The sequence below is a fragment of the Halomonas sp. B23F22_3 genome (genome assembly GCF_043496965.1).
Taxonomy (GTDB): Bacteria; Pseudomonadota; Gammaproteobacteria; order Pseudomonadales; family Halomonadaceae; genus Halomonas.
On sequence record NZ_JBIEKG010000007.1, the window covers coordinates 42589 to 59227 of the forward strand.

Below are 16639 nucleotides of genomic sequence, written 5' to 3' on the forward strand. Positions count from 1 at the left end.
GGCAGGGAGGGGCGGATCAGTCGCGGGCGGCCTCGTAGGCCTCGAGGATGGCCGCGCCCTGGTCACCTGCGCGGCCGGCCCACTCTTCGGTCATGGTCGCGCCGACCTCCTCGAGCAGGGTGGCGAGCTCGGGCGTCGGCTCGCTGACCTCGATGCCGTTCTCCTTGAGCACCGCGAGGGCGTCGGTGGTCTCCTGGCGGCTCATCTCCCAGCCGCGGGTCTCGGCCGCGTCAGCCGCCTCGAGCACGGCTTGCTGGCTCGCCTCGTCGAGGCGCGAGAAGGCCTTCTCGCTGACGATCACCATGTTCTTCGGCAGCCACAGCTGGGCATGGTTGAAGTGGCTCAGGTAGTCCCAGGCCTTGGTATCGGCGCCGGTGGCCGGCGAGGTGATCATGGCGCCGACGCGCCCGGTGCTGAAGGCGGTGGGAATGTCCGGCACCTCGACCTGGGTCGGCACGGCGCCGACCAGCTGGGCGAAGCGCTCGCTGGCGGTGTTGTAGGCGCGCATGCTCAGGTTCTTCAGGTCGTCGGGCCCCTCCACCGACTGCTGGGTGTAGATGCCCTGGGGCGGCCACGGCACGGCGAACAGCAGGCGCAACCGCTGCTCGGCGAGCTCCTCGGCGATGACCTCCCGGGAGGCCTCCCAGAGGGTCTCGGCATCCTCGTAGCTCGACGCCAGGTAGGGCACGGAGTCGACCTCGAAGATCGGATTCTCGTTGGCCAGGCGCGACATGATCAGCTCGCCGATGGGCACGATGCCGCGACGCACCGAGTTCTTGATCTCGGCATGGCCGATCAGCGAGCCGTTGGAGTGTACGGTGATGTCCAGCTCGCCATCGGTGGCCTCGCGAACGTCATCGGCGAACTCGCGGATGTTGACGGTGTGGAAGGTCATGTCGCCATAGGGCGTGGGCATGTTCCACTCGGTCGCCGCCTGGGCGGTACCGCCCAGGGTGGCTAGGCTGAGACCAATGGCGGCGGCCGAGGTCAGAGACAGAAGGGGAAGGCGGGCAGTCATGGGCGGTACCTCGTGTCGAATGCGTGTGGTCGTTGCGGGACGGCGGGCAGCGACGCAGGACGCCGCGGGCGGATCGTCCTGAACCAGTCTAGCGGGTGTTTGGACGGCAGATTAGGGAGGCGAGGGAGGTCGAGTCAACGATATGTAGACTAAAGAACGATGTCTTATCGATAAAACGTTGATAAATTCTCGTCAAACACTGGTTTCGAGGAGATGGAGCATGAAGCGTCTGTTGCTCAATGCCGATATGGGCGAGAGCTTCGGTCCCTGGGTCATGGGGCTGGACCACGAGGTCATGCCCCACGTGGACCTCGCCAACGTCGCCTGCGGCTTCCACGCCTCCGACCCCGATGTGATCCGCATGACCGTGCGGCTCGCCAAGCGCCACGGCGTCACCGTGGGGGCCCACCCCGCCTATCCGGACATGGTGGGCTTCGGCCGTCGCTCGATGGCCTGCTCCTCCGAGGAGATCGAGAATCTGGTGCTCTACCAGCTCGGTGCCCTGGCCGGGGTCTGTCGGGCCGAGGGCCTGACCGTCGGCTACGTGAAGCCCCATGGCGCGCTCTACAACGACATGATGCGCGACCCCGACACCCTCGAGGCGGTGATGCGCGCGCTCAAGGCCTTCGACGCCCGCCTGCCGCTGATGGTCATGGCCACCCGGGACCCTTCCGCGACGCGAGAGCTGGCCGAGCGCCACGGCGTGACGCTGTGGTTCGAGGCCTTCGCCGATCGCGCCTACGATGGCGAGGGGCGGCTGGTCTCCCGGCGCGAGCTCGGCGCGGTGCATCACGATCCGGAGGTGATCGTCGATCAGGCCCGGCGCATCGCCGGCGGCGAGCCGCTGACGGCCAGCGACGGCAGTCGCCTGGTGCTGGCCGCCGATACCCTCTGCGTGCACGGCGACAACGCCGAGTCGATCGCCGCCATCCAGGCGATCCGCGAGGCCCTCGATAGCCTGGCGAGCGCCTCGTGAGTCATCGGTTTGCCCCCACCCTGCCGCGCCTCGAGCCCGCCGGGCTCGACGGCTGGATGGTGCGCCTGTTCGACGCCATCGACGAGGCCAACATGCCCTGGCTCACCGCCCTGGTGAGGGAGTGCGAGGCGGCCTTCGGCGATGACCTGATCGACCTGGTGCCGTCCTACACCACCCTGCTGGTGATCTTCGACCCGCTGCGACTCTCGCCAGACGAGGCCCGGCGCCGCCTGGTCGCGCTGCTGGCGGGGCTCACCCCCGATGAGGGCGCGGCGGAGGCCCCGGTCAAGGAGCTGCCGGTATGGTACGACGCCTCGGTGGGGCCGGAGCTCGAGCGACTGGGGGAGCTTGCGGGCATGAGCCGCGACGAGGTCATCGCCTGCCACAGCGGACGCGACTATCGGGTCTTCGCCCTGGGTTTCGCCCCGGGCTTCGCCTTCATGGGCAGCGTCGATGCCCGGCTCGAGGCGCCGCGCCTGGACACCCCGCGGCGCCGGGTGCCGGCGGGCAGCGTGGCCGTGGCCGGCCGCCAGACCGCCGCCTATCCCGCGGTCACCCCGGGCGGCTGGAACCTGATCGGGCGGACGCCGGCGGTGCTCTTCGATCGCGACCGGGAGGGCTTCAGCCTGCTGCAGGTCGGCGATCGGGTGCGCTTCGTGCCCATCGAGCGAGCCGAGTTCGAACGCCTGGGCGGCGATTCCCGCCCGATGGAGGAAGCGTGATGACCGATGCCGTCGACGGCCTGCGCGTGACACGCTCGGGCCCCCTGGCGCTGCTTCAGGATGCCGGGCGCTGTGGCGTGCGTCGGCTGGGGGTGACCCAGGGCGGGCCCGCGGACCTGCACGGCTGGGCCTGGGCCAACCATCTCGTCGGCAACGCCTGGGGCACGGCGGCCCTGGAGGTGACCTTCGGCGGGCTGGAACTCGTCGCCGAGCGCGACCTCAGGGTGGCCGTGGCCGGCGCGGATCTCGCCACGACCCTCGACGGCGAGCCGCTCGCCGGCTGGCGGTCGCTCGCGATCAAGGCCGGTCAGCGGCTCGCCTTCGACACGCCGGTCAACGGCCTGAGGGCCTACCTGGCGGTGCCCGGTGGCTTCGCGGCGCCGGCGGTGCTCGGCAGCGTGGCCTGCGTGGTGCGCGAAGGGCTCGGCGGCCATGATGGCCAGGGGCATCGGCTGGCCGAGGGGGACCGGCTGCGGGTCGTGCCGCATCGCGCCGGGAGTGGTCGCGATAAGGCTCGTGAGGCCCCCCCCGAGGCGCGGATCGACTATCGGCAGCCGGCAGAGCTGTCGCTGTTGCCGGGGGCCCAGGTGGGGGAGTTCAGCGGGGAGAGCCTCTATCGGGCCTTCAATACGTCCTGGCGCGTCGACGATCGCGCCGATCGCATGGGCGTCCGGCTGGCCGGGCCGCCCCTTCACTGCCGGGTGACCAGCATGATCTCCGAGGGGATCGGCCTGGGGGCGGTGCAGGTACCGCCGGACGGCCAGCCCATCGCGTTGCTCAACGATCGCCAGACCATCGGCGGCTATCCTCGGCTGGGCGCCCTCACGCCGCTGGCCTGCTCACGGCTGGCCCAGTGCCTGCCCGGGCAGGAGGTGAGGCTGAAGGCGGCCGCCACCGAGCGGGCGCTCGAGGAATATCGCCGCTTTCGCCGCACCTTCGCCTGAACGAGGCGCCGTCTCGGGCGCCTCTTCACATGTCTCGCCAGGCACCTTGTTACGCCCTCGTTTACGCTCCCAGGCCGCTCTCGCGCAGCAGCTGGTCGATGCTGCGCTCGACGCGGGGCGCACCGCCCTCGAGCAGCAGTTGGGTCTCCAGGTCGCTCAGGCCGTCCTGCACCAGGCGTTCGATCAGCTCGGCCTTGGTGATGCCGGTATGCTGGCTGGCCTGCTCGAGGCGGGTCTCGATGTCACGGGAAAAACGCAGCAGATGGGGCATGGGGGTGTTCCTTGCAGTGGGTCTGAGTCGAGTGTCGCGACGGCGCATGACACCATCATGACGCCTCGGCCGGGCGAGGGGAACGCCTGGATCGAGGCGCGCGGGAAACGCGTCGGTGGTGCCTTGGTGTGAGGCGTGCTCAGGCCAGTCCCTGGCGCTTCATGGCATCGGTGATGATCGGCACCGGCGTCATCAGGTGTTCGCGCATCATGCGGGCGGCGCGCGGGACGTCGCGGGAGAGGATGACCTCGACCAGCGCCTCGTGCTCGTCGCGCTTGCGCGTCAGGGCCTCGCCCGAGAAGACCGTCTCGCGCAGCCACAGGTGGCGATAGCGCTCCACCTGGTCGAAGAGGCCCTCCCGGACCTTGAGCAGGTGGGGCGAGTCGCAGCCGGCGACGATGGCGGTATGGAAGGCCTTGTGGCGGGCATCCCACACCTCGAGCTGCTCCTCGGGGGTGTTGACCTCGGTCACCTTGGCCAGGGTATGGGCCTTGGCCAGGATCTCGGCCTCCCAGTCGTCGCCGCCGCGCTGGATGGCCAGCTCCAGCAGCAGCCCCTCGAGCTGGGCCCGGGCGTCGTAGAGGTCTTTGAGCTCCGATAGCGACATGGGGGCGACGCGGTAGCCCCGCTGGCTGATCGCCACCACCAGGTGCTCGGCCACCAGCTGCGAGAGGGCCTCGCGCAGGGGACCGATGCCCAGGCCATAGCGCTCCTTGAGCCCGCTCATGCGCAGTTTCTCGCCGGGCGTGAAGACGCCGCGGATGATGTCGTGTTTCAGCCAGTGATAGGCACTGACGCCGAGGTTCTGTTTCGCGATGGTGTCCATGGCCCGCTGTCGTCCTGAGTGTCCCGGCCATCATACCCAATGATCGCCACTATGGTGAATCATCCCCTCCGATGCCAAAACATGGATGCTTACGGGAATGGTGGATATTTCGGGTTGAGTCGGGGCGCGGTGCCGCCGTCGCTCAAGGGCGTTTCGTAGCCGCCGTCAGTCGGCGGCCTCCCGGGGCTGGCGCAGCTCCTGCCAGGCCGCATAGGTGCTGAGGAACACCCGGCCGGTCAGGTCATCGAGGAAGTCGCTGTGCTTGAGGCGGTCCATCACCGGCCCCTTCACCTCGGCGAGGTGCAGGGTGACCGAGGAGTCCTGGAGCCGGGCGTTGATCGCCTCGAGGCTCTCCAGGGCCGAGGCATCGATCAGGTTGACCGCCGAGCAGATCAGCACCACGTGATCGAGCTCGGGGCGGCTCGCCACCAGGGCGTAGAGGGTGTCCTCGAGATAGCGGGCGTTGGCGAAGTAGAGGCTCTCGTCGATGCGTAGCATGGCCAGGTGGCTGACGGTCTCGGTCTGGTGGCGATGCACGCTGCGAAAGTGTTCGGTGCCCTCGATGCGCCCCACCAGCACGCTGTGCGGGCGGCTGGTGCGGTAGAGGAAGAGCCCGATGGAGAGCGCCACCCCCGAGATGATGCCGGCCTCCACGCCTTCCACCAGGGTCAGCACGATGGTCACCGCCATGGCCGAGAAGTCGCTGCGCGAGTAGCGCCAGGTCTGGCGTACCAGGGGAATGTCCACCAGGGTCAGGATGGAGACGGTAATGGTGGCGGCCAGCGTGGCGATGGGCAGGTGGTAGAGCAGCGGGGTCAGGGCCAGCGTGACCGCCGCGATGCAAAGCGCCGCGAAGAACCCCGCCATGGGGGTGCGCGCGCCGGACTCGAAGTTGATCACGGTGCGCGAGAGGCCCCCGGTGACCGGCATGCCGCCGGTGAAGGCGGCCGCGATGTTGGCGCCTCCCAGGCCCACCAGCTCCTGATTGGGCAAGATTCGCTCACGGCGCTTGGCGGCGAGCATCTGGGCCATGGAGATCGACTCCACGAAGCCGACCACGCTGATCAGCAGTGCCGGGACCAGCAGGCGCTGCCACAGCGGCAGGTCCAGTGGCGGCAGGGTCAGCGGCGGCAGCCCGCCGGGCACGCCACCGACCACCGCCACGCCGCGTTCGGCCAGCCCCAGCTGCCAGCTGAGCAGGGTGGTCACGATCACCGCGATCACCGGGCCCGTGCGGGTCAGCAGCCCGGCGAACCCCGCCGGCAGGCCCAGCGCCGTGAAGGCACGCTTGCCGAACTGGCGAATGCCCACCAGGAAGACGAGGCAGCCAAGGCCCATCAGCAGGGTCGGCCCGTGGGTCTGGCCCAGATCGCCGGCGAGACTCGCCACCAGGTCCAGGGCGGTGAAGCCGCTGGCCTCGATGCCGAGCAGGTGGGCCGCCTGGCTGGCGGCGATCAGCACCGCCGAGGCCGAGAGAAACCCGGCGATGACCGGGTGGCTTAGGAAGTTGGCGAAGAAGCCCAGGCGCAGCAGTCCCATGGCGGTCAGCATCAGCCCCGAGAGCAGCGACAGCACCAGCGCCGCCTGGAGATACTCCGGCGTGCCCGGCGCCGCCACCCCCGAGAGGGCCGCGCCGGTCATCAGGGCGATGATCGCCACCGGCCCCACGGCCAGGGTGCGGCTGGTGCCGAGCAGCGTATAGGCCAACAGAGGCAGGATGCTGGCATACAGGCCGACCACCGCCGGCAGCCCCGCGAGCAGGGCATAGGCCAGTGACTGGGGAATCACCATGATGCTGACGATCACGCCGGCCAGCAGGTCGGCGCCGGCCAGGCGGCGGGTGTAGTGGGGCAGCCAGGTGAGGATCGGGAGGTAGCGCTTGAGCATCCTGTCACGCCGTGTCGGTGGCTTGGGCGGTGGGCGGTGAGCCGCGAGCATGCCGACCAGACTAAACGATATTGGTCTCGACGTTCAGGCTTGGTTAGCATCGGATGAATCAGCGATACGCAGTGACACCCCACACGATGACAACGCCAAAGGACACGCCATGAAGCCCGAGACCCTCGCCCTGCACCACGGCTACGCCCCCGACGACCAGCACGCCGTGGCCGTGCCGATCCACCAGACCACCTCGTTCGCCTTCGACAGCGCCCAGCACGCCGCGGACCTGTTCGATCTCAAGGTCGAGGGCAACATCTACTCGCGGATCATGAACCCCACCTGCGCGGTGCTCGAGCAGCGCCTGGCGGCGCTGGAGGGCGGCATCGCGGGCCTGGCCGTGGCCTCGGGCATGGCCGCCATCACCGCCTCGATCCAGACGATCGCCGAGGCCGGCGACAACATCGTCTCGATCAGCGAGCTCTACGGCGGCACCTACAACCTCTTCGCGCATACCCTGCCGCGCCAGGGGATCGAGGTGCGCTTCGCCGACAAGGACGATATCGAGGGGCTCGAGGCGCTGATCGATGCGCGCACCAAGGCGGTCTTCTGCGAGAGCGTCGGCAATCCCTCGGGCAGCGTGGTGGACATGGCGGCCCTGGCCGAGGCGGCGCATCGCCACGGGGTGCCGGTGATCGTCGACAACACCGTGCCCACGCCCTTCCTGTGGCGTCCCATCGAGCACGGTGCCGACATCGTCATCCACTCGGCCACCAAGTACATCGGCGGTCACGGCACTACCGTGGGCGGGGTGATCATCGATTCCGGGCGCTTCCCCTGGGCCGAGCACGCCGAGCGCTTCCCGCTGCTCAACGAGCCGGACGTCTCCTATCACGGGGTCTGCTACACCCGGGACCTGGGCGAGGCGGCCTTCATCGGCCGGGCGCGGGTGGTGCCGCTGCGCAACATGGGCGCGGCACTCTCCGCCCAGGCCGCCTGGAACCTGCTGCAGGGCCTCGAGACCCTGTCGCTGCGCATCGAGCGGATCTGCGACAACGCGCGCCGGATCGCCGAGCACCTCGAAGGGCATTCGGCGGTGACCTGGGTGCAGTACGCCGGGCTCGAGAGCCACAAGGATCACGGCCTGGCACGCCAGTACATGGACGGGCGAGCCTCGGGCATCCTCAGCTTCGGCATCAACGGCGGCCTCGAGGCCGGCGCGCGCTTCTACGATGCGCTGGGCATGATCCTGCGGCTGGTCAACATCGGCGATGCCAAGACCTGCTCGTCGATCCCCGCGGCCACCACCCATCGCCAGCTCAACGAGCAGGAGCTCAAGGCGGCCGGGGTCACCCCCGACATGGTGCGCCTCTCCATCGGCATCGAGCATGTCGACGACATCATCGCCGATCTGGATCAGGCCCTGGCCGCCAGCCAGGCCTGAGGGGGAATGAAGACGCACCGGTATCGAGCGCCCCGGCTCAGGGGCGCTGCTGATGCCGCCAGTGCTTGTCGAACAAGCGCCGGTCGAGCCGGCGCTTCCAGGCCAGCGCCAGGCGCCCGCCCCACCAGTGTCGGCCGCGGATGGCGAGCCCCTGGTCGCCCAGGTCGAGGATCGTGACGGCCACCTGCCGGGGCACATAGGGCGTCAGTGGGCCGCCGGTCAGCCGGGCGCTGAGGTTGTCGGCCAGCACGGCGGCCTGGTGCAGGTCGTGGAGGATCAGCTTCGGCAGCACCCGATGCATCAGGGCCGCGCAGTCGCCGGCGGCGAAGACGTCGGGGGAGCCCGGGCTCTGCAGGGTCTCCTCGACGGCCAGGCCACGCGCCGGAATCAGCGGCAGGCCCAGGCGCTCGAGCCCTTCGGGCGGGGCGAGTCCCGCGGCGTGGACCACGTGGTCGGCCGCGAGCCACTGCAGGCTGTCCTCTCCCCAGCCGTGATCGGCGGCGGTGAAGGTCACGCCCCCCGGGGCATGGCCGCCGACGTTCACGCCGAAGCGCACCGTGATCTCCCGACGCGCGAGGTGGCGCATCAGCCAGCGCACGGCGCCTGCCGGGGCGCCCTCCAGCAGCCGTTCGTCCCGGGTCACCAGCAGGATCTCGGCACGGGCCCCGCGGCGCCTGGCCAGTCCGCGAAGCTGACAGGCGACCTCCACGCCGCTGGCGCCGCCTCCCACCACGACGATCCGCGGTGACCGCCCGCGGGCGAATTCCCGCTCCAGGCAGTGGCGCAACGCCAGCAGTCGCGGAATCGGCTTGATCGCCCAGACGCGAGGCCCCGGCGACGAGGGGGGCGGGCAGGGGCTGGAGGAGCCGAGATTCAGGGAGAGCAGCGAGTAAGCCAGCGTGCGTCCATCCTCGAGATGCGCCCGTTTCGCCTCGGGGTCCAGGCTCACCAGGCGGCCGCGGATCGGTGTCACGCCGTGGTGCGTCGCCAGCCGAACCGGATCCAGCCGACCCTCGCTGGCGCCGTGCTGCCCGCCCAGCATGCCGGCGGCGACGCCCGCGTGCCAGAAGCCGCCGGGATCGACCAGCATCACCTCGGCTTGGGGGAAGCGTCGTCGCTGGCGGAGCAGCTGGAGGTGGACATGGCCAGCGCCGACCAACAGCAGGCGGGGGCGTTCGGCGCGTGGGGATGGGGAATTCATGGCGCGATGGTAGCCCAAAGGCGAGGCGCGGGCGAGACGCGGCCCGCGCGGCCGGGGTGGCTCGGGCCGATCAGCGCGACGCCGTCTGGGGGGCGGCGCGTCGACTGTGGGCGTGCCACGCCGACCAGGAGTAGAGGGCCAGGCCGATCCAGATCAGCACGAAGGTCGCCAGCTGAGTGGCCGGCAACGGCTCATGGAAGACCAGCAGGGCGATCACGAACTGGATGGTCGGGTTGAGATACATCAGGAACCCCAGCGTCGCCAGGCGCAGGCGCCGCGCGGCGCCGGCGAAGGCCAGCAGGGGCAGGGCGGTGATCACGCCGCTGGCGATCAGCAGCAGGGTGGTGCGGCCCCCGTCGAGGAAGTGGGAGAGCTCGGCCTGGGCAAGCCAGCCCAGCGTCATCAGCCCCAGGGGCAACAGCAGCAGGGTCTCGACGAACAGCCCCGAGAGGCCGTCGAGCCTCACCTGCTTGCGCAGCAGCCCATAGGTGCCGAAGGAGAAGGCCAGGGTGAGGCTGATCCAGGGAAGCTCGCCGAGCATCACCAGCTGGATCGCGATGGCCGCGACGGCCAGCGCCATGGCGACGCCCTGCAGGCGGGACATGCGCTCGCGCAGCACCAGCATGCCCAGGGCCACGTTGACCAGCGGCGTCATGAAGTACCCCAGGCTCGCCTGCAGCACGTGATGGGTCTCCACCGAATAGATATAGAGCCCCCAGTTCAAGGCGATCAGCAGGGCGCAGCCGAGTACGCGACCCAGTCGCCGCGGCTCGGCCAGGGCCAGGCGAACGGGCGACCAGCGGCCGAGCAGGGTGATCAGGCCGGCCAGGAAGGCGCAGGACCAGATCACCCGATGGATCAGCACCTCGAAGGCGGGCACGCCCTGAAAGAGGGCGAAGAACAGCGGAAAGCAGCCCCACATCGTGTAGGCGGCCAGGCCGAAGGCCACGCCCTGGCCGGTTTCCCGGGAGAAGCCTGGGCCGGTAGCGGAATCGAGGGAGCGCTTCATGGAGGTCTCGTGTCGCAGAAACCCTCGAGGTTAGCAGGCTATCGGCGTCGCCGCCATGCGGGGGGCGGCTGACGCGACGGCGGTGCTGCGGTAGTCTGTGAGCCAGATACAACCCCGGACGGAGTCCCCCGATGAGCGAGTTGCGAACCACCCTGGTGCAGTGCGACCTGCGCTGGGAAGATCCCGAGGCCAACTGTCGTATGCTCGAGGAGACGCTGGGCGATCTCGGCGCCGACGACACGGACCTGATCGTGCTGCCGGAGATGTTCGCCACCGGCTTCACCATGAACTCCCGCGAGATGGCCGAACCCATGGCCGAGAGCCGCACCGTGGCCTGGCTGCAGGCCCAGGCGGCCCGTCGCGGCTGCGTGGTCACCGGCAGCGTGGCCGTGGTGGAGGACGGCGACTACTTCAATCGCCTGATCTGGGCCCGGCCGGACGGCAGCCTGGTGCACTACGACAAGCGCCACCTGTTTCGCATGGCCGGCGAGCATGAACGCTACGCCATGGGTCACGAGCGGGTGATCGTCGAGCTCAAGGGCTTTCGCCTGCTGCTCAGCGTCTGCTATGACCTGCGCTTTCCGGTCTGGCTGCGTCAGCGGCCGGGGCCCGACGAGCACTTCGAATACGACGCCCTGCTCTGCGTGGCCAACTGGCCGGCGCCGCGTCGCTATCCGTGGCGGGTGCTGCTGCAGGCCCGCGCCATCGAGAACCTGTGTCCGGTGATCGGCGTCAACCGGGTCGGCGAGGATGCCAAGGGACTCGCCTACGCCGGCGACTCCATGCTGATCGATGCCAAGGGCGAGGCGCTCCTCGACGAGCCCCGCGACACGCCTTTCCTGAAGACCGGCACCTTGTCCCTCGAGGAGCTGCAGGCGTTTCGCGAGAAGTTTCCGGCCTGGCGTGATGCCGACCACTTCGGCCTCGCCGACGGGGTGGGGTTCTGATGCGTCTGGACCGCTTTCTCAGCGAGACCACCGACCTGACCCGCAGCCTGGCCAAGAAGGCGCTGCACCGCGAGGAGGTTCGGGTGGATGGCGAGGTGATCAAGAACCCCGCCACCCAGGTCGACGCGAGCCGTCGGGTCACCTGGAACGGCGAGCCGCTGGCGCTGGTCGGCCTGCGCTATGTGCTGCTCCACAAGCCCGCAGGGGTCGAATGCAGCGCCCGTCGGGGCCTCTATCCGCTGGTCCGCGACCTCGTCGACCTGCCCCACGTGGAGCGTCTGCAGACGGTGGGCCGACTCGACGTCGACACCACCGGCCTGGTGCTGCTCACCGATGATGGCCAGTGGTCCCACCGGGTGACCTCGCCGAAGCGGCGCTGCGGCAAGGTCTATCGCGTCACCCTCGCCGAGCCGCTGGAGGGCGAGGCCCGGGATGCCGCGGTGCACCATTTCGCCGAGGGACTGTGGCTCGACGGGGAGGAGAAGGCGACGCGCCCCGCCGAGCTTGCGATGCGCGAGCCGCGGGTGGCCGAGCTGACCCTCTTCGAGGGCAAGTACCACCAGGTCAAGCGCATGTTTGCGGCGATCGGCCACCATGTGGAGGCCCTGCACCGCGAATCGATCGGCCCGCTCGTGCTCGGCGGGCTGGCGCCCGGCGAGTGGCGAGAGCTCACCGAGGAGGAGCGCGCCCAGTTCTAACGTGGAGGGGGCGTCGCGCTGATCTCGTCCTGAATCGGTCCCTGGCCCCGGCTTGCGCCGCGCCTCGGCGTCGCGCGCTCAGGCGTAGGTCTCGATCCGGGCGCGTCCGCGGTGCTTGGCCGAGTAGAGTGCCTTGTCGGCGAGTCCGATCAGCGTCAATGGTTCGCTGGCATGCTCGGGGTAGGAGGCGATGCCGCAGGAGATCGACAGGCTGTCGAGCACCCGGTCGCGATAGCGAAAGCGCGTGCGGTCGAGGGTCTCCATCAGCTCGGCCAGGCGCGCCTCGACCATGGCCGCGGTCGCGCCCGGCATGACGACGACGAACTCCTCCCCACCCATGCGGCAGACCTCGTCACTGTCGCGGAAATGATGGGTCAGCAACCGGCCCAGGCCGATCAGCACCGTATCCCCCGCCTCATGGCCCTCGCGGTCGTTGAACTGCTTGAAGTGGTCGATATCGATCATCGCCAGGGTCAAGGGCGTGCCGTTGCGCCGTGCCAGGGCGGCCTCGTGCTCGACCAGCTCGTCGAAGTAGCGGCGGTTGTGCACTCCGGTCAGGGCGTCCTGGTAGGAGAAGGCCTGCAGCTTCATGACCATCTGCTCCAGGGCCTGGGTGCGCTCGGCGACCTGCTGCTCCAGGGAGTGGTTCAGTCGCTGCAGTTCCCGTTGGGTCTGGCGATAGTGCCAGAGCGAGATCAGCACGATGGCCAGCGCGAAGCCCAGCGCACCGCCGTTCACCGGGACACGACGCCAGCCGAGCAGCCCATGGGCCACGGCCATGTCGATCAGCAGCACCAGGGCGAAGAGCCCGTAGCTCAGCACGATCAGCCGCTGTTCGCCGTTCAGCGCCCCCAGATGCACGACGATGGTCGTGAGCATCGCGATGAGGCTCACCACCAGCAGCACATCGAAGATGGGGAAGGTGATGGAGAGGTCGATGATCCCGGCAACGGCCAGCCCGATGGCCCCCGCCGCGTAGCCCAGGTGCAGCTGCCAGATGCGGCGCAGCAGCCGCGGGCGCTGCTCGGCGAACCAGTGTTCCAGCATCAGCCCCATGGCCACCGGCAGGGTGTAGTAGCCCGCGGCGGCCAGGTAGTCCCACAGCAGTGGCATGTCGAGCAGCAGCTGGCTGGCCTGGGTCTCGGCGAGCAGCATGATGCTGGAGGCCAGGGCGAAGAGCCCGATGCCGACGAAGCTGCGTCGGTTGGCCTGGATCAGGGCGAAGACGAAGGCGAGCAGGGCCAGCAGCATCAGAAAGGCGCTGACCACCAGGTCGCCTGCCGAGCGTTTCAGGATGTGGGCCAGCAGGTCGGGGCGGTCCATCAGCTTGATCTCGCCCCACAGGCCGATGGCGGTATAGTCGGAGAAGACGCGCAGATAGAGCGTTCGGCCGGCGAACTCCTCGGGCAGGGTGATCATGTGCCAGGGCCAGCCCTCGAAGCGCCCGGCCCCCTGGGCGTCGAAGTGGCCGTGCTGATAGATTCGCTGGTCCTCGAGCCAGGCCTGGGTGATCAGATCGACACTGTCGATGTAGAGCACCGGATCACGCCATTCGCCCTCGGGCAGGGTGAGGCGAAACCAGGCATTCTGGCGGCCGTCGCGACCGGGGGGGTTGGCCGGGTAGGCGATGGGATGCCAGGCCTCCTCGCTGGCGGGCTCCTCGACCCAGGCCGGCGTGCCATCGGCGAGGAAGGGCGAGTCGTCCCAGCGATATTCCCAGCCCTCGTCGAGATTCATCGCCACGGCGTCGGCACTCGCCATGAGCAGCGCGGCCAGCAGCAGGGGGGCGAGCAGCGAGGAGAGGAGGCTACGCATGGCGTCTCATCGGCATGTTGTCAAAGATACAGTGTAACTCGGCGTAACCGACGCGTCCGTGCCGCCTGTCAACGCTGGCGCTTCGGGCACATTACTGCCGTACCCGATCGCATTTATACCGTTATCTTTTGTTGAGCCCGACCGGTCGCGGCTTTCTCGTCATCGGTGTATCGCGAGGCCTGGCAGGGGCACAGGGCGCTTTGCGGCTCAGTCGGCCTCGCCGAGGCCGGCGGCCGCCACCAGGGCCCGGGTATAGTCGCTGGCGGGCTGCTCGAGCACCTGTCGGCAGTCGCCCTGTTCCATCACCTCGCCGTCCTTGAGCACCAGGATGCGGTGCGCCATGGCGCGTACCACGGCCAGGTCGTGGCTGATGAACAGGTAGCTCAGCTGGCGCCGGGCCTGCAGGTCGCGCAGCAGCTCGACGAGCTGTTTCTGCACGCTGCGATCCAGCGCCGAGGTGGGCTCGTCGAGCACCACCAGGCGCGGCTCGAGGATGATGGCGCGGGCCACGGCGATGCGCTGGCGCTGGCCGCCGGAGAACTCGTGGGGATAGCGTGAGGCGCACGCCTCGGGCAGGCCGACCTCGCGCAGGGTGTCGCGCACCCGACGCTCGACCTCGGTCAGTTCGAGCTCCGGGTGGTGGAAGCGCAGCCCCTCGCTGACGATATCGAAGACCGGCAGGCGCGGGGAGAGCGAGCCGTAGGGATCCTGGAAGACCACCTGAAGGCTGCGGCGCTGGCGGCGCAGGTCGTTGCCGCTCAGCTGATCGAGGCGGGCCCCGTCGAAGTCGATCTCGCCGCGCCCCTGGCCCAGGCGAAGCAGTGCCAGGGCCAGGGTGGTCTTGCCCGAGCCTGATTCGCCGACGATGCCCAGGGTCTCGCCGGGCGCCACCGAGAGATCCAGCGGCTTGACGGCCTCGAAGGGCGGTGGGCGACGCGAGAACAGGCGCTTCGGGCGCTGGAAACTGACCCCGACCCCGCGAGCCGTGAGCAGCGGCGCCCGCGTCTCGACGGGCACCGGCCGCCCGCTCGGCTCGGCATCGAGCAGCAGGCGGGTATGCGGGCTCGTCGGACGGGCGAAGACCTCGCCCACCGCGCCGCTCTCCTGCGCCTGGCCGTGGTGCATCACACAGACCCGGTCGGCGTGGCGGCGCACCAGGTTGAGGTCGTGGGTGATGAAGAGCATGCCCATGCCGTGCTGGTCACGCAGCTCGGCCAGCAGGGCGAGGATCTCCTGCTGCACGGTGACGTCCAGCGCCGTGGTCGGCTCGTCGGCGATCAGCAGCTCCGGCTCGTTGGCGATGGCCATGGCGATCATCACCCGCTGGCGCTGGCCGCCGGAGATCTGGTGCGGCCAGGCGTCCAGCAGCTCCTCGGCCCGCGGCAGCTTGACCTGCTCGAGCAGCGCCCGGGTGCGGTGTCGCGCCGCCTTGCCGGTGAGCCCCTGATGCAGGCGCAGCGCCTCGCCGATCTGCTTGCCGATGGGGTGCAGCGGGTTCAGCGAGGTCATCGGCTCCTGGAAGACGAAGCCGACCCGGCTGCCGCGCAGCCCCCGCCAGCCTCGCGGCGAGAGGCCGGCGAGGTCGGTATCGCCCAGCCGTCGACCGCCCTCGATCCGGGCGTTGGGGGGCAGCAGGCTCATGGCGCCGAGTGCCGAGACCGATTTCCCGGAGCCGGACTCGCCCACCAGGGCGAGGGTCTCGCCGCGCCGCACCGTGAGCGACAGCCGGTCGACCACGGTGACGTCGTCGAAGGCGATGGTCAGGTCGTCGAGTCGCAGCAGGGGCTCAGGCATCGTGGGGTGTCCTCGGGGTGGCGGCATGCTGGATATGGCGCGGGTCGAAGGCGTCGCGCAGCCCCTCGCCGATGAACACCAGCAGCGAGAGCATCACCGACAGGGTCACGAAGGCGGTGATGCCGAGCCACGGCGCCTGCAGATTGTTCTTGCCCTGGGCGACCAGCTCGCCCAGCGATGGCGAGCCCGGGGGGAGGCCGAAGCCGAGGAAGTCCAGGGCGGTGAGGGTGGTGATGGCCCCCGTGAACAGGAAGGGGATGAAGGTCAGGGTCGCGACCATGGCGTTGGGCAGCACGTGGCGCCACATGATCAGGTGCGACGGCAGGCCCATGGCGCGGGCGGCGCGCACGTACTCCAGGTTGCGCGCGCGGAGGAACTCGGCGCGCACCACGTCGACCAGGCCCAGCCAGGAGAACAGCAGCATGATGCCGAGCAGCCACCAGAGGTTGGGCTCGACCAGGCTCGCCAGGATGATCAGCAGGAAGAGCATCGGCAGCCCCGACCAGATCTCGGTGAAGCGCTGGCCGATCAGGTCGACCTTGCCGCCGAAGTAGCCCTGGATGCCACCGGCCAGCACCCCGAGCACCAGCGAGCCCGCCGTGAGCACCAGCGCGAAGACCACCGAGAGCCGGAAGCCGTAGATGACCCGGGCCAGCACGTCGCGGCCCTGGTCGTCGGTGCCGAGCCAGTGGCGGGCGGTCGGCGGCGAGGGAGCGGGGTGGTCGAGCTCCCGGTCCAGGGTCTCGTAGGAGAAGGGAATCGGCGGCCAGAGCATCCAGCCGTTGGCGGCGATCTCCTCCCGGGTGAAGGGGTCGCGGTAGTCGGCGGGGCTCGGCAAAAAGCCGCCGAACTCGGTATCGGGGTAGTCCACGATGATCGGCGCGTACCACTGCCCCTGGTACTGCATGACGATCGGCCGGTCGTTGGCGATCAGCTCGGCGGCAAGGCTCAATACGAACAGCGCCGCGAAGATCCACAGCGAGAGCCGGGCGCGGCGATTGTCGCGAAACACCGCCAGGCGGCGCCGGGTGATCGGCGAGAGGCGTGACGGGCGGCGCGCGGCGTTGCCGGGGTCGGTGCTGGGGGCGTTCATGAC

General features: G+C 69.5%; 15 protein-coding genes. 6 read left to right on the plus strand and 9 right to left on the minus strand.

Annotated features, from left to right (window positions below; genetic code table 11):
• Positions 1 to 16: 16 nt before the first annotated feature.
• Positions 17 to 1018 carry a TRAP transporter substrate-binding protein gene (locus ACGTNG_RS16255; protein WP_394797563.1) on the minus strand — a complete coding sequence of 334 codons (1002 nt, stop codon included), beginning with the start codon at positions 1016 to 1018 and terminating at the stop codon, positions 17 to 19.
• 220 nt (positions 1019 to 1238) lie between these two features.
• Between ACGTNG_RS16255 and ACGTNG_RS16260 the strand changes: the two genes are divergently transcribed.
• From ACGTNG_RS16260 to ACGTNG_RS16270, 3 genes are read left to right on the plus strand one after another with little or no spacing between them, the layout of a single operon-like run.
• On the plus strand, positions 1239 to 1994 hold the full coding sequence (locus ACGTNG_RS16260; protein WP_394797564.1) for a 5-oxoprolinase subunit PxpA: 756 nt from the start codon (positions 1239 to 1241) through the stop codon (positions 1992 to 1994).
• On the plus strand, positions 1991 to 2716 hold the full coding sequence (gene pxpB / locus ACGTNG_RS16265; RefSeq protein WP_394797565.1) for a 5-oxoprolinase subunit PxpB: 726 nt from the start codon (positions 1991 to 1993) through the stop codon (positions 2714 to 2716). The genes ACGTNG_RS16260 and pxpB overlap by 4 nt, the downstream gene beginning before the upstream one ends.
• The gene (locus ACGTNG_RS16270; protein ID WP_394797566.1) at positions 2716 to 3660 is read left to right on the plus strand and encodes a 5-oxoprolinase subunit C family protein; all 945 of its coding nucleotides are present in this window, start codon (positions 2716 to 2718) and stop codon (positions 3658 to 3660) included. The genes pxpB and ACGTNG_RS16270 overlap by 1 nt, the downstream gene beginning before the upstream one ends.
• Before the next feature lie 61 nt (positions 3661 to 3721).
• On the opposite strand, the gene ACGTNG_RS16275 is transcribed toward ACGTNG_RS16270, so the two are convergent.
• The 3 genes from ACGTNG_RS16275 to ACGTNG_RS16285 form a co-directional block, all read right to left on the minus strand.
• A complete protein-coding gene (locus ACGTNG_RS16275) occupies positions 3722 to 3931 on the minus strand; it encodes a YlcI/YnfO family protein (RefSeq protein ID WP_138182399.1) in 210 nt (69 codons plus the stop codon).
• 139 nt (positions 3932 to 4070) lie between these two features.
• The gene (gene csiR, locus ACGTNG_RS16280; protein ID WP_394797567.1) at positions 4071 to 4757 is read right to left on the minus strand and encodes a DNA-binding transcriptional regulator CsiR; all 687 of its coding nucleotides are present in this window, start codon (positions 4755 to 4757) and stop codon (positions 4071 to 4073) included.
• A gap of 165 nt (positions 4758 to 4922) precedes the next feature.
• A complete protein-coding gene (locus tag ACGTNG_RS16285; protein WP_394797568.1) occupies positions 4923 to 6644 on the minus strand; it encodes a SulP family inorganic anion transporter in 1722 nt (573 codons plus the stop codon).
• Positions 6645 to 6804: 160 nt separating this feature from the next.
• Here ACGTNG_RS16285 and ACGTNG_RS16290 point away from each other — a divergent pair, with 160 nt between their 5' ends.
• Positions 6805 to 8079, plus strand: coding sequence for an O-acetylhomoserine aminocarboxypropyltransferase/cysteine synthase family protein (locus ACGTNG_RS16290; protein ID WP_394797569.1), 1275 nt, complete (start codon positions 6805 to 6807; stop codon positions 8077 to 8079).
• 37 nt (positions 8080 to 8116) lie between these two features.
• On the opposite strand, the gene ACGTNG_RS16295 is transcribed toward ACGTNG_RS16290, so the two are convergent.
• Complete coding sequence (locus tag ACGTNG_RS16295) at positions 8117 to 9280, minus strand: NAD(P)/FAD-dependent oxidoreductase (RefSeq protein ID WP_394797570.1); 1164 nt, start codon at positions 9278 to 9280, stop codon at positions 8117 to 8119.
• A gap of 70 nt (positions 9281 to 9350) precedes the next feature.
• On the minus strand, positions 9351 to 10289 hold the full coding sequence (rarD, locus tag ACGTNG_RS16300; protein WP_394797571.1) for an EamA family transporter RarD: 939 nt from the start codon (positions 10287 to 10289) through the stop codon (positions 9351 to 9353).
• Positions 10290 to 10420: 131 nt separating this feature from the next.
• On the opposite strand from rarD, the gene ACGTNG_RS16305 reads away from it, so the two are divergent.
• Together ACGTNG_RS16305 and ACGTNG_RS16310 are read left to right on the plus strand one after the other, a co-directional pair.
• Positions 10421 to 11236: an amidohydrolase gene (locus tag ACGTNG_RS16305; RefSeq protein ID WP_394797572.1), complete on the plus strand. Its 816-nt coding sequence runs from the start codon at positions 10421 to 10423 to the stop codon at positions 11234 to 11236.
• Entirely contained in the window at positions 11236 to 11934 is a 699-nt protein-coding gene (locus ACGTNG_RS16310; protein ID WP_394797573.1) for a pseudouridine synthase, read from the plus strand. Before ACGTNG_RS16305 ends, ACGTNG_RS16310 begins: the two co-directional genes overlap by 1 nt.
• A gap of 78 nt (positions 11935 to 12012) precedes the next feature.
• Here ACGTNG_RS16310 and ACGTNG_RS16315 read toward each other — a convergent pair whose 3' ends face one another.
• From ACGTNG_RS16315 to ACGTNG_RS16325, 3 genes are all read right to left on the minus strand, one after another.
• Positions 12013 to 13749: a sensor domain-containing diguanylate cyclase gene (locus ACGTNG_RS16315; RefSeq protein WP_394797574.1), complete on the minus strand. Its 1737-nt coding sequence runs from the start codon at positions 13747 to 13749 to the stop codon at positions 12013 to 12015.
• A 207-nt stretch (positions 13750 to 13956) separates the two neighbouring features.
• Entirely contained in the window at positions 13957 to 15543 is a 1587-nt protein-coding gene (locus ACGTNG_RS16320) for an ABC transporter ATP-binding protein (RefSeq protein ID WP_394797575.1), read from the minus strand.
• Positions 15536 to 16636, minus strand: a complete 1101-nt coding sequence (locus tag ACGTNG_RS16325; protein ID WP_394797576.1) for an ABC transporter permease — start codon at positions 16634 to 16636, stop codon at positions 15536 to 15538. The genes ACGTNG_RS16320 and ACGTNG_RS16325 overlap by 8 nt, the downstream gene beginning before the upstream one ends.
• Positions 16637 to 16639 lie beyond the last annotated feature (3 nt).

Bases quoted from the DNA above. Each gene is read 5' to 3' on its own strand.
- ACGTNG_RS16255 (WP_394797563.1), bottom strand. From the start codon at position 1,018: ATGACTGCCCGCCTTCCCCTTCTGTCTCTGACCTCGGCCGCCGCCATT.
- ACGTNG_RS16260 (WP_394797564.1), top strand. From the start codon at position 1,239: ATGAAGCGTCTGTTGCTCAATGCCGATATGGGCGAGAGCTTCGGTCCC.
- ACGTNG_RS16270 (WP_394797566.1), top strand. From the start codon at position 2,716: ATGACCGATGCCGTCGACGGCCTGCGCGTGACACGCTCGGGCCCCCTG.
- ACGTNG_RS16275 (WP_138182399.1), bottom strand. From the start codon at position 3,931: ATGCCCCATCTGCTGCGTTTTTCCCGTGACATCGAGACCCGCCTCGAG.
- csiR (WP_394797567.1), bottom strand. From the start codon at position 4,757: ATGGACACCATCGCGAAACAGAACCTCGGCGTCAGTGCCTATCACTGG.
- ACGTNG_RS16285 (WP_394797568.1), bottom strand. From the start codon at position 6,644: ATGCTCAAGCGCTACCTCCCGATCCTCACCTGGCTGCCCCACTACACC.
- ACGTNG_RS16290 (WP_394797569.1), top strand. From the start codon at position 6,805: ATGAAGCCCGAGACCCTCGCCCTGCACCACGGCTACGCCCCCGACGAC.
- ACGTNG_RS16295 (WP_394797570.1), bottom strand. From the start codon at position 9,280: ATGAATTCCCCATCCCCACGCGCCGAACGCCCCCGCCTGCTGTTGGTC.
- rarD (WP_394797571.1), bottom strand. From the start codon at position 10,289: ATGAAGCGCTCCCTCGATTCCGCTACCGGCCCAGGCTTCTCCCGGGAA.
- ACGTNG_RS16305 (WP_394797572.1), top strand. From the start codon at position 10,421: ATGAGCGAGTTGCGAACCACCCTGGTGCAGTGCGACCTGCGCTGGGAA.
- ACGTNG_RS16310 (WP_394797573.1), top strand. From the start codon at position 11,236: ATGCGTCTGGACCGCTTTCTCAGCGAGACCACCGACCTGACCCGCAGC.
- ACGTNG_RS16315 (WP_394797574.1), bottom strand. From the start codon at position 13,749: ATGCGTAGCCTCCTCTCCTCGCTGCTCGCCCCCCTGCTGCTGGCCGCG.
- ACGTNG_RS16320 (WP_394797575.1), bottom strand. From the start codon at position 15,543: ATGCCTGAGCCCCTGCTGCGACTCGACGACCTGACCATCGCCTTCGAC.
- ACGTNG_RS16325 (WP_394797576.1), bottom strand. From the start codon at position 16,636: ATGAACGCCCCCAGCACCGACCCCGGCAACGCCGCGCGCCGCCCGTCA.